We start from the raw sequence: 14,910 nt of genomic DNA on the forward strand, positions 1-14,910 counted from the left end.
GACCTGCTCGCGAATGCCAATCTGACAGTCAATTTTGTGTTGAGTGCCAAACCCCATTCGCGAGCAGGCTCGCTCCCACAGTAAAATGGAGCCAGATTTTAGAGCTGGCTCCATTCCGGTCAGCCTTCGAGCTTGCTTTTCAGCAGTTCGTTGACCTGTTGCGGGTTGGCCTTGCCTTTCGATGCCTTCATGGCTTGGCCGACGAAGAAGCCGAACATCTTGCCGCGCTTGGCTTCGTCTGCCGCGCGGTATTGCTCGACCTGCTCGGCATTGGCCGCGAGCATTTCGTCCAGCACCGCCGAGATCGCGCCGGTGTCGGTCACTTGCTTGAGGCCGCGCTTTTCGATGATCTCGTCTGCGCTGCCTTCGCCGTTGGCCATGGCTTCGAACACCACCTTGGCGATCTTGCCGGAGATGGTGTTGTCCTTGATGCGCAGCAGCATGCCGCCCAGTTGCTCGGCTGAAACCGGCGACTGCTCGATATCCAGGCCTTGCTTGTTGAGCAGGCTGCCCAGTTCAACCATGACCCAGTTGGCCGCCAGCTTGGCGTCGCCGCCGATGCTCGCGACCTTCTCGAAGTAGTCGGCTTGTTCGCGGCTGGTGGCCAGCACGCTGGCGTCATAGACCGACAGACCGAATTGCTCCTGGAAACGCTCGCGTTTCTGCGGTGGCAATTCGGGCAGGGTGGCGCGCACGTCGTCGAGGAACGAGTTTTCGATCACGACAGGCAGCAGGTCCGGATCGGGGAAGTAACGGTAGTCGTTGGCTTCCTCCTTGCTGCGCATCGGACGGGTTTCGTCCTTGTTCGGATCGTACAGGCGGGTCTGCTGGATCACCTTGCCGCCGTCTTCGATCAGCTCGATCTGACGCTGGATTTCGCTGTTGATCGCCTTCTCGATGAAGCGGAACGAGTTGACGTTCTTGATCTCGCAGCGCGTACCGAACTCGACCTGGCCCTTTGGACGGATCGATACGTTGCAGTCGCAACGCAGCGAACCTTCGGCCATGTTGCCGTCGCAGATGCCCAGGTATCGCACCAGTGCGTGGATCGCCTTGACGTAAGCCACGGCTTCCTTGGCGCTGCGCATGTCTGGCTCGGAAACGATCTCAAGCAGTGGCGTGCCCGCGCGGTTCAGGTCGATGCCGGTGGCACCGTTGAACTCTTCGTGCAGGCTCTTGCCGGCGTCTTCTTCCAGGTGCGCGCGGGTGATGCCGACACGTTTGACCGTACCGTCTTCCAGGGCGATGTCCAGGTGGCCCTTGCCGACGATCGGCAATTCCATCTGGCTGATCTGGTAGCCCTTGGGCAGGTCCGGGTAGAAGTAGTTCTTGCGTGCGAACACGTTGTGCTGGCCGATCTCGGCGTCAATCGCCAGGCCGAACATCACCGCCATGCGCACCGCTTCCTGGTTCAGCACCGGCAGTACGCCGGGCATGCCCAGGTCTACGAGGCTGGCCTGGGTGTTCGGCTCGGAACCGAAGGTGGTGGAACTACCGGAAAAGATTTTCGACCGGGTGGTGAGCTGGGTGTGAATCTCCAGCCCGATCACGACTTCCCATTGCATGTGTGTCTCCTCAGAAGCCGGTTGGGGTGCGGGTGTGCCAGTCAGTGTTCAACTGGTACTGGTGCGCAACGTTGAGCAAGCGGCCTTCCTGGAAATACGGAGCGAGCAGCTGCACGCCTACTGGCAAACCATCGACAAAACCGGCCGGCATCGACAGGCCTGGCAGGCCGGCGAGGTTGGCGGTGATGGTGTAGACGTCTTCCAGGTAGGCAGCGACCGGGTCGCTGTTCTTGGCGCCGAGCTTCCAGGCCGGGTTTGGCGTGGTTGGGCCGAGAATGATGTCGACCTCGTTGAAGGCCGCCATGAAGTCGTTCTTGATCAAGCGACGAATCTTCTGCGCCTTCAGGTAGTAGGCGTCGTAGTAGCCGGCGGACAGGGCGTAGGCGCCGACCATGATGCGGCGCTGCACTTCTGTGCCGAAACCTTCGCCACGGGAGCGCTTGTACAGGTCTTCCAGGTTTTTCGGGTCTTCGCAGCGATAGCCGAAGCGCACGCCATCGAAACGCGACAGGTTGGAAGAGGCTTCCGCCGGGGCGATCACGTAGTACGCAGGAATCGCGTGCTGCATGTTTGGCAGGCTGATTTCCTTGATCACGGCACCGAGCTTTTTCAGCTCTTCGACGCTGGCCATCACCAGGTCGGCGATGCGCGGGTCGAGGCCGGCGCTGAAATACTCTTTCGGCACGCCGATGCGCAGCCCTTGCAGAGAACCGTTGAGGCTGGCGCTGTAGTCCGGCACGGGCTCATCGATGCTGGTCGAGTCGTTCGGATCGAAGCCGGCCATACCTTGCAACAATATTGCGCAGTCTTCGGCAGTGCGCGCCAACGGACCGCCCTGATCGAGGCTGGACGCGTAGGCGATCATGCCCCAACGCGATACGCGACCGTACGTCGGTTTCAGGCCTGTGAGGTTGGTCAGCGCCGCTGGCTGGCGGATCGAACCGCCGGTATCGGTGCCAGTGGCGGCAGGCAACAGGCGAGCGGCCACTGCAGCCGCGGAGCCGCCGGAGGAACCGCCCGGCACGTATTCCAGGTTCCACGGGTTTTTCACCGCGCCGTAATAGCTCGACTCGTTGGCCGAGCCCATGGCGAATTCGTCCATGTTGGTCTTGCCCAGGGTCACGGCCCCGGCAGCGGCCAGCTTGGCGACGACGGTGGCGTCGTACGGTGCCTTGAAGTTGTCGAGCATCTTCGAGCCGCAACTGGTGCGGATGCCCTGGGTGCAGAACAGGTCCTTGTGGGCGATCGGCGCACCCAGCAGGGCGCCGCTCTCACCATTGGCCCGGCGGGCATCAGCGGCTTTCGCTTGCGTGAGCGCCAGGTCTTCAGTGAGGCTGATGAAGCTGTTGAGCTGTGGGTCGAGCTGGGCGATGCGCGCCAGCAGGACTTTGGTCAGCTCTTCGGAGGAAAACTTTTTATCGGCGAGTCCGCGGGCGATCTCGGCCAGAGTCAATTGATGCATTGCAGGCTCTTTCCCTTTAGTCGATGACTTTCGGAACCAGGTACAGGCCGTTTTCGACCGCTGGTGCGATGGACTGGTAGGCCTCGCGATTGTTGCTCTCGGTCACGACGTCTGCACGCAGGCGCTGGCTGGCTTCCAGTGGGTGGGCGAGCGGCTCGATACCATCGGTATTCACCGCCTGCATTTCGTCGACCAACCCGAGAATGCTGTTGAGGGCCGAAGTGATGTGTGGAAGATCGGCATCATTGAGGCCAAGGCAGGCCAGATGAGCGATTTTTTCCACGTCGGAGCGTTCAAGCGCCATTGGGATTCTCCAGTGGAAAACAAGACGGACGGCGTCCGTGTGTTAGATTGTCGGAACACTACCGCACTTCTACGGTCATATGGCCGCGATTGTGGGGTTTGGTGCACAGAAAAACGGCCAATTTAACATATTGGCGCCTTGCCCAAAATCCCTGTCGTTGTTAGAGTTTGCCGCACTTTTTTACCCACGCGTTGCCTAGGGTCCCTTTCCCATGTTCAAGAAACTGCGTGGCATGTTTTCCAGCGATCTTTCCATTGACCTGGGCACTGCCAACACCCTTATTTACGTGCGTGAGCGCGGTATCGTCCTGAATGAGCCATCGGTTGTGGCCATTCGGACACACGGTAACCAGAAAAGTGTCGTTGCTGTCGGCACCGAAGCGAAGCGCATGTTGGGCCGTACGCCGGGCAATATTGCTGCCATTCGTCCGATGAAAGACGGCGTGATCGCCGACTTCAGCGTCTGCGAAAAGATGCTGCAGTATTTTATCAACAAGGTTCATGAAAACAGCTTCCTGCAGCCTAGCCCTCGAGTGCTGATCTGCGTCCCATGCAAGTCCACCCAGGTTGAACGTCGCGCCATCCGTGAATCGGCGCTCGGTGCCGGTGCCCGTGAAGTGTTCCTGATCGAAGAGCCGATGGCTGCTGCGATCGGTGCCGGTTTGCCGGTTGAAGAAGCCCGCGGTTCGATGGTCGTGGATATCGGTGGCGGTACCACCGAAATCGCGCTGATCTCGCTGAATGGCGTGGTCTATGCCGAATCCGTACGGGTAGGTGGCGACCGTTTCGACGAAGCGATCATCACGTATGTGCGTCGCAACTACGGCAGCCTGATCGGTGAGTCCACTGCCGAGCGCATCAAGCAGGAAATCGGTACCGCTTACCCGGGTGGCGAAGTTCGCGAAGTCGACGTTCGTGGCCGCAACCTGGCCGAAGGCGTTCCACGCGCATTCACCCTGAACTCCAACGAAGTGCTCGAAGCGCTGCAAGAGTCGCTGGCGACCATCGTTCAGGCCGTGAAGAGCGCGCTGGAGCAGTCGCCGCCGGAGCTGGCTTCCGACATCGCCGAGCGTGGCCTGGTGTTGACCGGTGGTGGCGCCTTGCTGCGTGACCTCGACAAGCTGCTGGCACAGGAAACCGGCCTGCCGGTGATCGTTGCCGAAGACCCGTTGACCTGCGTTGCTCGCGGCGGTGGCCGTGCATTGGAAATGATGGATAAACACACCATGGACCTGCTCTCCAGCGAATAAGTCGCCGGATCGCCTCTATGCTGTGAGCGCGCAGGCGGCACTTTGCAGTGCTGCCTGTTCGCGTTTATCTTCTGTCGTCTGCGTCCAGGCCGGTTTGATGCCGTATGAATAAAGAGAACATTTGCCTGGGAGGAGCGGCTTATTAAACCGCTTTTCACCAAGGGTCCCTCACTGGGCGTGCGCTTGTTGGTGCTGGTCGTGCTGTCGGTCGCGCTGATGGTGGTCGATGCCCGCTTCACACTGCTCAAGCCAGTGCGTAGCCAGATGTCGCTGGTGTTGATGCAGTCTTACTGGATCACCGACCTGCCGCAGCGGCTATGGCAGGGTGTGGCCAGCCAGTTTGGCAGCCGCACCGAACTGATCGCCGAAAACGAAAAGCTCAAGAGCGAAAACCTGCTGTTGCAGGGGCGCATGCAAAAGCTTGCCTCCCTTACCGAGCAGAACGTTCGGCTGCGCGAGTTGCTCAACTCTTCGGCACTGGTGAACGAAAAGGTCGAAGTGGCTGAGTTGATCGGCATGGACCCCAACCCATTCACCCATCGCATCATCATCAACAAGGGTGAACGCGACGGCGTGGTGCTCGGGCAGCCTGTGCTCGATGCCCGTGGCCTGATGGGCCAGGTGGTCGAGTTGATGCCCTACACCTCCCGGGTCCTGCTGCTGACCGATTCCACCCACAGCATTCCGGTGCAGGTCAACCGCAACGGCCTGCGCGCCATTGCCAGCGGCACCGGCAACCCGGAACGCCTCGAATTGCGCCACGTGGCCGATACCGCCGATATCAAGGAAGGCGACCTGTTGGTCAGCTCCGGCCTGGGCCAGCGTTTCCCGGCAGGTTACCCGGTGGCGACGGTCAAGGAAGTGATCCATGACTCCGGCCAGCCGTTCGCCATTGTTCGCGCCGTACCGACCGCCGCCTTGAACCGCAGCCGTTATTTGCTGCTGGTGTTCAGCGACACTCGCACTGCCGAGGAGCGCGCCAACGACGCTGCCCAGGCCCAGGAAAGCCTGGATGCGCAGGGTGGGGGGCCGATCATTCCGGCGACCGTGCCGAGACCGGCGGTTGTACCGGCAGCAGTCGCGGCTCCGGCTGTTCCGGCGACGCCAGCGGCTACTCCGGCGGTCACGACCCCGGCCAAGCCTGCCGCCAAACCCACCACGACTGCACCCGCCAAGCCACCGGCGACACAACCCGCTGTCGTCAAGCCCGTTGCTGTCAAGCCTGCTGCCAAACCGCCTGTCTCCGCACCGGCTACCACTGGGGGACGAGAATAATGGTCGGTGTCACAGCTTCTCGAAACGGCTGGATCGTCTGGCTGACATTTGCCGTCGGCATGTTGCTCAGCGTATCGCCGCTGCCGCAATTCATGGAGATCCTGCGCCCCCTGTGGCTGGCCTTGCTGCTGGCGTTCTGGGCACTGGCGCTGCCGCAGAAAGTCGGGATGGTCACCGCCTGGTGCCTGGGCTTGGCCGAGGACGTGCTGTACGGCACGCTGCTGGGCCAGAATGCATTGATCCTGACGCTCATCACCTACCTGGTGCTGGCGCTGCAACAACGCCTGCGAATGTTCCCGATGTGGCAGCAGAGCCTGGTGATCCTGGTGATCTTCGGCCTCGCCCAGCTGGTGCAACTATGGCTCAGCGCCTTGACTGGCAATCGTCAGCCAACCCTGGCCCTGGTATTGCCGGCACTGGTCAGCGCGTTGCTCTGGCCCTGGGTCAGCTTCGGTTTGCGCGGATTGCGTCGACGCTACAAAATCAATTAATTCGTTCGGGCATTAGACAGGGAGAGGTCTTGATGAAACGGTTGTACCTCGCCTCTGGCTCACCGCGTCGGCGTGAACTGCTCACGCAGATCGGCGTGCCGTTCACCGCCATCAGCGCGGATATCGATGAAACCCCTTTGAATCATGAATCCCCGTCGGCCTATGTCGAGCGCCTGGCGCGTGGCAAGGCCGAGGCCGGACGCGGCGCAGTCGCGTCTGATGCGTCCTGCTGCGTGCTCGGTGCAGATACCGCCGTGGTGCTTGATGGAAAAATTCTTGGCAAACCGGTTGATGAAGGCGACGCGTGCGCCATGCTGAAGATGTTGTCCGGGCGCGAGCATCAGGTCCTGACCGCGATAGCGCTGCTCGATTTTGATCGTTGCGAGTCGTTGGTGGTCACCAGTCACGTACGTTTTCGTGAAATCAGCCCAGATGAAGCGGCGGCCTACTGGGCCAGCGGTGAACCTCGGGACAAGGCCGGTGGCTACGGCATTCAAGGGCTGGGCGCAGTGTTTGTCGCCGGGCTCACTGGGAGTTACTCGGCGGTGGTTGGACTGCCGCTGTGCGAAACCGCGCAACTGCTCGGCCATTTCGGCATACCCTGTTGGCAACCCAATAACGCACGCTAAGCGTCGTACCCGGCCATTATTGTGAACATGCCTGAACGAGACCCTGCCATGAGTGAAGAGATCCTGATCAACATCACGCCGATGGAATCGCGCGTGGCGGTGGTCGAAAACGGTGTCCTGCAAGAAGTTCATGTCGAGCGCACGCAAAAGCGCGGGATCGTCGGCAACATCTACAAAGGCAAGGTCGTGCGGGTATTGCCCGGCATGCAGGCGGCGTTCGTCGATATCGGCCTGGACCGCGCCGCGTTCATTCATGCATCCGAAATCTCCTTGCGTGAAGGTCCGGCCGTCGAGAGCATCAGCGCGTTGGTGCACGAAGGCCAGAGCCTGGTGGTGCAAGTCACCAAGGACCCCATCGGCTCCAAAGGTGCGCGCCTGACCACGCAGCTGTCGATTCCTTCTCGTTACCTGGTGTACATGCCGCGCACCGCCCACGTCGGTATTTCGCTGAAAATCGAAGACGAGGCCGAGCGCGATCGCCTCAAGCAAGTGGTCACCGATTGCGTGGCCAAGGAAGGCATCAAGGAAGCGGGCGGGTTCATCCTGCGCACGGCCGCCGAAGGGGCCGGTGCCGATGAAATCCTCATGGACATCCGCTACCTGCGCAGGCTATGGGACCAGATCAGCGAGCAGATCAAGACCATCAGCGCGCCGAGTGTGATCTATGAGGATCTCGGCTTGGCGCTGCGCACGCTGCGCGACCTGGTGAGCCCGAAGATCGAGAAGATTCGCATCGACTCCCGGGAAACTTTCCAGAAAACCACGCAGTTCGTCGCCGAATTGATGCCAGAGATCGCAGATCGTCTGGAGCACTATCCGGGCGAGCGACCGATTTTCGACCTGTACGGTGTCGAAGATGAAATCCAGAAGGCCCTTGAGCGCAAAGTCCCGTTGAAGTCCGGCGGTTATCTGGTGGTCGACCCGGCGGAAGCCATGAGCACCATCGACGTCAACACCGGTGCGTTCGTCGGGCATCGCAATCTTGAAGAAACCATCTTCAAGACCAACCTCGAAGCGGCGACCGCCATTGCCCGACAATTGAGGCTGCGCAACCTGGGCGGGATCATCATCATCGACTTCATCGACATGGAGGATGAAGAACACCAGCGCCAGGTCCTGCGCACGCTCGAGAAGCAACTGGAGCGCGACCACGCCAAGACCAACATCATCGGCATCACCGAGTTGGGCCTGGTGCAGATGACTCGCAAGCGCACCCGCGAAAGCCTCGAACAGGTCCTGTGCGAGCCGTGCACCAGTTGCCAGGGGCGCGGCAAGCTGAAAACCCCGGAAACCATTTGCTATGAAATCTTCCGCGAAATCCTGCGTGAGGCTCGCGCCTATCAGGCGGAAGGCTATCGTGTATTGGCGAACCAGCGGGTTGTCGATCGTCTGCTCGATGAGGAGTCGGGTAACGTCGCCGAACTTGAAGTATTTATCGGGCGCACCATCCGATTCCAGGTCGAAACCATGTATTCCCAGGAACAATACGACGTCGTGCTGCTCTGAACTGCTTCGTCCTGAATTTTCCTGAATGGCTGGCCTCAGCTGTCTGCAGAACTTTTGCCATGGGAGCCACCTGACATGGAGCGTCTGACACGCATATTGGCCGCACTGACCCGCTGGGGTCTGGGCCTGTGCGCGTTGGTTTTGGTGGTGATGGCGTTGTACGTCAGCCTGGGCCGGGAACTGGCGCCGTTGGTGGCCGAGTACCGTGGCGAAGTCGAAACCAAGGCCAGCGAGGCCTTGGGCATGCCCCTGCAAATCGGCGAGCTGAAAGGCAGCTGGAGTGGCTTCGCGCCCATTCTGTCGGCTCACGACGTGACCGTAGGCGAGGGGGCCAACGCCCTGCACCTGGAAAACGTGCGGGCTGTCCCGGACCTGTGGGAGAGTCTGCTGGCCCGCGAGGTGCGCATCGCCAATCTGGAACTCAATGGCCTGAAGATCAGCCTCAAGCAAGGCGATGACGGCGCGTGGGCGCTGGAAGGCTTGCCGGTCAAGGACGATCAGCCATTTGAGCCGGAGCAGCTACTCAATCGCATGCAAATGATCCAGCAACTGTCGGTACTCGACAGCCAGGTCACGTTGCAGCCTTGGGGAGAATCGCCGCTGACCCTGACGTACGTTGGCGCGACGCTGAAAACCGGCGCATCCCGCCAACGACTCGATGCCCGCTTGACCCTGCCCGATGGCCAGCCATTGGCCTTGAGTGTGCGTACCCGTATTCGAGCCAGCCAGTGGCAGGACGGCGAGGCGCAAGTCTATGTGAGCTTGCCGCAAAGCGACTGGTCGAAATGGTTGCCCGAAACCCTGACCCAGCAGTGGAATTTCTCCGAACTCAAGGCGGGTGGCGAGCTGTGGGCAACCTGGGGCAAAGGCGCCTTGCAAAGCGGCGCCGTGCGGTTGAATGCGCCGCAATTCAAAGGGGCCTATGCCGAACGCAAGCCGATCCAGATCAACAACCTGGCGCTTAACGGTTATTTCCAGCGCAGCGCCGAGGGCATGCTGGTAACGGTTGACTCCCTGGCCATGAACCTTGGCGAGACCCGCTGGGAATCACGACTGCAATTGAAGCAGGTCACGGCCTCGGACCAGACGCAAAACATCTGGCATCTGCAAGCCGACCGTCTCGACCTGACACCACTCACGCCGGTGCTCAACGCCCTGGCGCCATTGCCGGAAGGGGTCGCCACGGTGGTCGAGCGGCTCAAGGTCACCGGTGGGTTGCGCAACGTGCTGATCGACGTGAAGCCCAATGCCACCGATGACAGCCGGTTCAGCTTCGCAGCCAACCTTGATCGTGTCGGTTTTGATGCGTATCACGGTGCCCCTGCGGCACGTAATGTCACGGGCAGCATCAGCGGCGACCTTGGCCATGGCGAGTTGCGCATGGACAGCAAGGATTTCATGCTGCACCTGGACCCGATTTTCGCCAAGCCATGGCAATACATCCAGGCCAACGCGACCTTGACCTGGAAGCTCGACAAGGAAAGTTTCACGCTGATCGCGCCGTACCTGAAGGTGTTGGGCGAGGAAGGCAAGATTGCCGGCGACTTCCTGATCCGCCTGTTTTTTGATGAGGCACGGGAAGACTACATGGACCTGCGGGTTGGTCTGGTGGACGGCGACGGTCGCTACACCGCCAAATACCTGCCGACCGTCCTCAGCCCGGCGCTGGACGAATGGCTGCGCACGGCGATTCTCAAAGGTGCGGTGGATCAGGGATTCTTCCAGTACCAAGGCTCGTTGAACCACGGCGCGGAGGAAACGGCACGCAGCATCAGCCTGTTTTTCAAGGTCCACGATGCCGAGCTGGCGTTCCAGCCTGGCTGGCCGCATGTCAGCAAGGTCACGGGTGATGTGTTCGTTGAAGACAGTGGGGTACGGATCCTGGCCAGCAAGGGGCAATTGCTCGATACCCAGGTCCGCGATATCTACGTCAGCATTCCCCACGTGCCCGCCGGGCAAAACAGTCACCTGTTTCTCGACGGTGCGTTCGCCGGTGGATTGGGTGATGGCCTGAAAATCCTCAAGGAAGCGCCGATAGGCACTGCCGAGACTTTCGCGGGTTGGGAAGGCGAGGGCGATCTGCAAGGCAAACTGAAGCTGGATATTCCGCTGGCCAAGGGCGAACAGCCCAAGATCCTGGTTGACTTCAAGACGGCAAAGGCCCGTTTGAAACTGCCCGAGCCCCCCCTCGAGCTGACTCAGCTCAAGGGTGACTTCCGTTTTGACAGCAGCAAAGGCTTGAGTGGGCAGAACATCACTGCACGCGCCTTCGATAAACCGGTCACTGCGAAAATTTTCGCCGACGGTCGTGAAGGCAAGCTCAACACCCGGGTCACCGCTTCCGGGCAGGTCGAAGTCAAGAAACTCAAGGACTGGCTGAGCGTGACCCAGCCGTTGCCAGTGAGTGGCGTTATCCCGTACCAACTGCAACTGACCCTGGATGGTGCCGATAGCCAATTGATGGTCAATTCCAGTCTAAAGGGTGTGGCCGTCGATCTGCCGGCGCCCTTTGGCTTGGCGGCGGATGTCGGGCGCGACACTTCGTTTCGCATGACCCTGCAAGGAGCGGAGCGGCGCTACTGGGCAAATTACGGGGAGCTGGCGAGCTTCACGTTTGCTGCACCGGCCGGCAATTTTGCCGGCGGCCGCGGTGAATTGTTCCTCGGCAATGGCACGGCCGCGCTGCCCGGGGCCAAGGGTTTGCGCATTCGTGGCGTGCTCTCGGAACTGGATGTCGGCCCCTGGCAGGACCTGGTGAGCAAGTATGCCGGCCAAGACCCCGGTGGCAACGCCAAGCAGTTGCTCAGCGGAGCGGACATCAAGGTCGGCAAGCTCAGCGCCTTCGGTACCACCCTGGATCAGGCAGTGGTGCAGCTGACGCGCAAACCGTCCTCGTGGGCCCTGCAACTCGACAGCCAGCAGGTCAAGGGCGCCGCCAGCATCCCCGATGCCAAGGCTGCGCCGATGGTGATCAACCTGCAAACGGTGCGCCTGCCCGCCCCGGACCCAAAGGTTCTGGCCGACGAAAACTCGCCGGATCCCCTGGCCTCGGTGGACCCGACCAAGATCCCGGCGTTGGATATCATCATCAATCAGTTGTATCAGGGCAACGACCTGGTGGGCGCCTGGTCGCTGAAGGTGCGTCCGACGGCCAGGGGTATCGCGCTCAACTCGCTGGACATGGGCCTCAAGGGCATGTTGTTGCAAGGCAGCGGCGGATGGGAAGGTCCACCTGGTGCCAGCAACAGTTGGTACAAGGGGCGGATCAGCGGCAAGAACCTGGCGGATGTCCTCAAGGGCTGGGGCTACGCGCCGAGCGTCACCAGCCAGGAATTTCACATGGATGTCGACGCCCGCTGGCCGGGCTCGCCGGCATGGATGGGGACCAAGCGTCTCTCTGGCACCCTCGATGCGTCGCTCAAGGAAGGCCAGTTTGTCGAGGTCGAAGGCAGTGCCCAGGCGTTGCGTGTATTTGGCCTGCTCAACTTCAACTCCATTGGCCGCCGCTTGCGCCTGGACTTCTCCGACCTGTTCGGCAAAGGCCTGAGCTATGACCGGGTCAAGGGCCTGCTGGTGGCGACCAACGGGGTGTACGTGACACGGGAGCCAATCCGCCTGACGGGTCCATCGAGCACGATCGAGCTCGACGGCACCCTGAATATGGTGGCCGATCAGATCGATGCGAAACTGCTGGTGACCCTGCCAGTGACCAACAACCTGCCCATCGCCGCGCTGATCGTCGGCGCACCGGCGATCGGTGGGGCGCTGTTCCTGATCGACAAGTTGATCGGTGACCGTGTGGCGCGCTTCGCCAGCGTGAAGTACACCGTCAAGGGGCCGTGGAAAGAACCGAAAATCACCTTCGACAAGGCTTTTTGACGCCATCCTCCAAACCTATGGAGTAGCATGGCCTTAACTCCACTGTAGGAGCTGCCGCAGGCTGCGATCTTTTGATCTTGATCTTAAAAGCAACATCAAAAGATCGCAGCCTGCGGCAGCTCCTACAGGTATGCGTTGGTATCCGATCAGGGAAAGGCCATGTCTGTAGCGGTAATTCAAATGGTCAGCCAGAGCGACGTGCTGGCCAATCTGGCCCGGGCGCGTCAGTTGCTGGAACAAGCGGCCGCGGGCGGTGCGAAATTGGCTGTGCTGCCGGAAAATTTCGCCGCCATGGGCCGGCGCGACATCGCCGACATCGGTCGCGCCGAGGCGTCGGGCGAAGGCCCGATCCTGCCCTGGTTGAAACAGACGGCCCGCGACCTCAAGTTATGGATTGTGGCGGGCACCTTGCCGTTGCCGCCGGTGGATCAACCGACGGCCAAGGTGCATGCCTGCTCGTTGCTGGTTGACGACCAAGGCGAAACGGTCGCTCGCTACGACAAGCTGCACCTGTTTGACGTGGACGTGGCAGACAATCGCGGCCGTTATCGCGAATCCGATGACTATGCTTATGGCAGCGGGATCGTGGTTGCGGATACGCCGGTCGGGCGAGTCGGCCTGACGGTTTGTTATGACCTGCGCTTCCCGGAGCTCTACAGTGAATTACGTGCTGCCGGCGCGGAACTGATTACCGCGCCGTCGGCTTTCACCGCCGTAACCGGCGCCGCGCACTGGGATGTGCTGATTCGTGCGCGAGCCATCGAAACCCAATGTTATGTGCTCGCGGCCGCCCAGGGTGGAACGCATCCGGGGCCGAGGGAAACCTGGGGGCACGCGGCAATCGTCGACCCATGGGGACGGGTGCTGGCACAACAGGATCAAGGCGAGGCCGTGCTGCTGGCCGAACGCGATAGCAGCGAACAGGCGTCCATCCGGGCGCGGATGCCGGTGTCCAGTCACCGGCGCTTTTTCTCGCAGGGCGCCCAGCGGCCTGCCTCAGAACGATGAATTTAAGGCGTAAAGCATATGAGCGAGTTGTTGTCCTCAGTCAGTGAGCACCTCCTGGCACCCGGTGGCGTAACGATCGAAAGCCTGCAAGGTGTGCTTGGCGACCTGGCCGGCCCTGGCATCGATGCCGCCGACCTGTATTTCCAGGGGCAGATTTCCGAGTCCTGGGCGCTGGAAGACGGCATCGTCAAGGAAGGCAGCTTCAACCTCGACCAAGGGGTTGGTGTTCGCGCGCAATCCGGTGAGAAGACCGGTTTTGCCTACAGCAATGCCATCACCCTGGAAGCCTTGGGCGCGGCTGCCCGAGCCGCCCGGTCGATCTCCCGGGCCGGACAGAATGGCACCGTGCAAGCGTTCACCACCCAGGATGTGGCGCAGTTGTACGGGCCGGACAATCCGCTGGAAGTGCTGACCCGTGCCGAGAAAGTCGACCTGCTCAAGCGCATCGATGCCGCCACCCGTGCCCTTGATCCGCGTATCCAGCAAGTCACCGTGAGCATGGCCGGGGTCTGGGAGCGGATCCTGGTGGCGTCCACCGATGGCGGCCTGGCGGCGGATGTCCGGCCACTGGTGCGCTTCAACGTCAGTGTGATCGTCGAACAGAACGGCCGTCGCGAACGCGGTGGTCACGGCGGTGGCGGGCGTACCGATTACCGTTATTTCCTGGCTGAAGATCGCGCCATGGGTTATGCCCGTGAAGCGTTGCGCCAGGCGCTGGTCAACCTGGAAGCCATTCCGGCGCCGGCCGGAACCTTGCCGGTGGTGCTGGGCTCCGGCTGGTCGGGCGTGCTGCTGCATGAAGCGGTCGGCCACGGCCTGGAAGGCGACTTCAACCGCAAGGGCAGTTCGGCCTACAGCGGGCGCATGGGCGAGATGGTGGCGTCCAAGCTGTGCACCATCGTCGATGATGGCACCCTGGCCGGTCGTCGTGGCTCCTTGAGCGTTGACGACGAAGGCACGCCAACCGAGTGCACCACACTGATCGAAAACGGCGTACTCAAGGGCTACATGCAGGACAAGCTCAACGCTCGCCTGATGGGTGTGGCCCGCACTGGTAACGGCCGTCGCGAATCTTACGCGCACCTGCCGATGCCGCGCATGACCAACACCTACATGCTGGCCGGCGAAAGCGACCCGCAAGAAATCATCGCGTCGGTGAAGCGCGGCATCTACTGCGCCAACCTCGGCGGCGGCCAGGTGGACATCACCAGCGGCAAGTTCGTGTTCTCCACCAGCGAGGCGTACCTGATCGAAGACGGCAAGATCACCGCCCCGGTCAAAGGCGCGACGTTGATCGGCAACGGCCCGGAGGCCATGAGCAAGGTGTCGATGGTCGGCAATGACTTGGCGCTGGACAGCGGTGTGGGGACGTGTGGCAAGGATGGTCAGTCGGTGCCGGTGGGTGTCGGCCAGCCAACGCTGAAGATTGATGCGATCACCGTGGGTGGCACGGGCGCTTAGGCACATACATCCCCCTGTAGGAGCTGCCGCAGGCTTCGATCTTTTGCTTTTTAAAAGATCAAAAGATCGCAGCCTGCGGCA

The 14,910-nt window shown here is 61.3% G+C and carries 11 protein-coding genes; 8 read left to right on the plus strand and 3 right to left on the minus strand.

Annotated features, from left to right (window positions below; translation table 11 throughout):
• Nucleotides 1-119: 119 nt before the first annotated feature.
• The 3 genes from gatB to gatC are packed head-to-tail and all read right to left on the minus strand — an operon-like array spanning nt 120 to nt 3,331.
• The gene (gene gatB / locus PSUM_RS10860; protein ID WP_020796626.1) at nt 120-1,565 is read right to left on the minus strand and encodes an Asp-tRNA(Asn)/Glu-tRNA(Gln) amidotransferase subunit GatB; all 1,446 of its coding nucleotides are present in this window, start codon (nt 1,563-1,565) and stop codon (nt 120-122) included.
• A 10-nt stretch (nt 1,566-1,575) separates the two neighbouring features.
• On the minus strand, nt 1,576-3,027 hold the full coding sequence (gene gatA / locus PSUM_RS10865) for an Asp-tRNA(Asn)/Glu-tRNA(Gln) amidotransferase subunit GatA (RefSeq protein WP_020796627.1): 1,452 nt from the start codon (nt 3,025-3,027) through the stop codon (nt 1,576-1,578).
• 16 nt (nt 3,028-3,043) lie between these two features.
• Nucleotides 3,044-3,331 carry an Asp-tRNA(Asn)/Glu-tRNA(Gln) amidotransferase subunit GatC gene (gene gatC, locus PSUM_RS10870; RefSeq protein WP_008054345.1) on the minus strand — a complete coding sequence of 96 codons (288 nt, stop codon included), beginning with the start codon at nt 3,329-3,331 and terminating at the stop codon, nt 3,044-3,046.
• A gap of 211 nt (nt 3,332-3,542) precedes the next feature.
• Between gatC and mreB the strand changes: the two genes are divergently transcribed.
• From mreB to tldD, 8 genes are all read left to right on the plus strand, one after another.
• Complete coding sequence (gene mreB / locus PSUM_RS10875) at nt 3,543-4,580, plus strand: rod shape-determining protein MreB (protein WP_002555108.1); 1,038 nt, start codon at nt 3,543-3,545, stop codon at nt 4,578-4,580.
• A gap of 141 nt (nt 4,581-4,721) precedes the next feature.
• Nucleotides 4,722-5,855 carry a rod shape-determining protein MreC gene (mreC, locus tag PSUM_RS10880; protein ID WP_080725290.1) on the plus strand — a complete coding sequence of 378 codons (1,134 nt, stop codon included), beginning with the start codon at nt 4,722-4,724 and terminating at the stop codon, nt 5,853-5,855.
• Nucleotides 5,855-6,346 (plus strand): rod shape-determining protein MreD, encoded by a 492-nt coding sequence (gene mreD / locus PSUM_RS10885; protein ID WP_008054347.1) that lies wholly within the window; start codon nt 5,855-5,857, stop codon nt 6,344-6,346. Before mreC ends, mreD begins: the two co-directional genes overlap by 1 nt.
• 32 nt (nt 6,347-6,378) lie before the next feature.
• Nucleotides 6,379-6,975 (plus strand): Maf family protein, encoded by a 597-nt coding sequence (locus PSUM_RS10890; RefSeq protein WP_033040138.1) that lies wholly within the window; start codon nt 6,379-6,381, stop codon nt 6,973-6,975.
• Nucleotides 6,976-7,023: 48 nt separating this feature from the next.
• Nucleotides 7,024-8,481, plus strand: coding sequence for a ribonuclease G (gene rng / locus PSUM_RS10895; protein WP_020796631.1), 1,458 nt, complete (start codon nt 7,024-7,026; stop codon nt 8,479-8,481).
• Between the two features lie 75 nt (nt 8,482-8,556).
• Nucleotides 8,557-12,360: a YhdP family protein gene (locus tag PSUM_RS10900; protein ID WP_033040141.1), complete on the plus strand. Its 3,804-nt coding sequence runs from the start codon at nt 8,557-8,559 to the stop codon at nt 12,358-12,360.
• Nucleotides 12,361-12,519: 159 nt separating this feature from the next.
• Complete coding sequence (locus tag PSUM_RS10905) at nt 12,520-13,368, plus strand: carbon-nitrogen hydrolase family protein (protein ID WP_083348226.1); 849 nt, start codon at nt 12,520-12,522, stop codon at nt 13,366-13,368.
• Between the two features lie 18 nt (nt 13,369-13,386).
• Nucleotides 13,387-14,829 (plus strand): metalloprotease TldD, encoded by a 1,443-nt coding sequence (gene tldD, locus PSUM_RS10910; RefSeq protein WP_020796634.1) that lies wholly within the window; start codon nt 13,387-13,389, stop codon nt 14,827-14,829.
• Nucleotides 14,830-14,910 lie beyond the last annotated feature (81 nt).

It is taken from the genome of Pseudomonas umsongensis (genome assembly GCF_002236105.1).
Taxonomy (GTDB): Bacteria; Pseudomonadota; Gammaproteobacteria; order Pseudomonadales; family Pseudomonadaceae; genus Aquipseudomonas; species Aquipseudomonas umsongensis.